The organism is Diplocloster agilis (assembly GCF_019042275.1).
In the GTDB taxonomy this organism is placed as follows: Bacteria; Bacillota; Clostridia; order Lachnospirales; family Lachnospiraceae; genus Diplocloster; species Diplocloster agilis.
This window is the reverse complement of sequence record NZ_JAHQCW010000092.1, coordinates 1-819: the sequence shown is the minus strand read 5'-3', so window position 1 is coordinate 819 and position 819 is coordinate 1. Positions and strand designations below refer to the sequence as shown.

The 819-nt window shown below is 43.8% G+C and carries 1 protein-coding gene, 1 tRNA gene and 2 rRNA genes; all 4 read right to left on the bottom strand.

What is annotated here, in order from left to right:
• A partial coding sequence (locus KTH89_RS24675) for a hypothetical protein (protein WP_238723469.1) occupies positions 1 to 324 on the bottom strand: 324 nt, incomplete at its 3' end.
• 127 nt (positions 325 to 451) lie between these two features.
• Positions 452 to 524, bottom strand: a tRNA-Ala gene (locus KTH89_RS24670).
• A 4-nt stretch (positions 525 to 528) separates the two neighbouring features.
• Positions 529 to 646 (bottom strand): 5S ribosomal RNA (gene rrf / locus KTH89_RS24665).
• A gap of 119 nt (positions 647 to 765) precedes the next feature.
• Positions 766 to 819, bottom strand: a 16S ribosomal RNA gene (locus tag KTH89_RS24660); the annotation flags it as partial.

The following is an 819-nucleotide window of genomic DNA, read 5'->3' as shown; positions in this document are numbered from 1 at the left end:
TAGCGTTATAGGGATGGGTCTTGGTTCTTGATTTTCTCGGATTCTTTGAATTGGTTCAAATAAATCTTTTTTTAATCTCGGATGTCTTGAAGTTTCTGTCTTCTTGGGTTGTCTGCGTTGCAATAATGCTTGCTTCCAATCCCTTGAATTCAGATTTTTCAATTGATTTTTCAATGTGTAGTTTTCAAGGTACATGAGGATGACGGAGTTCAAGCCGGGCCTGGTGCTGAGCCCTCGAAAATCGGAGATTTTCTCGGTCACGTTAGGCCTTGAAATAAAGCTGGCTTTTGATTCACCGTCCGATTTGACATGCACTGCGTGCATTACGGATCTTTTATAAATGATCATCGACAAGCAAGCTTGACGCTGCTCATTTCTAAAAGCTCCTGCTGCGCTGGCGCGCAGGTCAAATCTACATTCGATAAAGGTTTTGCTTCAAAACTTTTATCGATGGAGATAAAGGGATTCGAACCCTTGACCCCCTGCTTGCAAGGCAGGTGCTCTCCCAACTGAGCTATACCCCCGTAAATCTGGCATCCACCTGCTCTCCCATACCGTCACCAGTATAGTACCATCGGCCGCTTAAGTCTTAACAAACGTGTTCGGGATGGGAACGTGTGTGTCCCTTAAGCGCATCGACACCAGAAATATATATAAAGTTATCTGCGATCTATGTATTTCCAATTTTCACGAGGATAGTTGTAATTTCTCATAGACCGGCTTGATAACTAAACAGTAAAACAACCCTTACTTCTTCTTCCTTAGAAAGGAGGTGATCCAGCCGCACCTTCCGATACGGCTACCTTGTTACGACTTCAC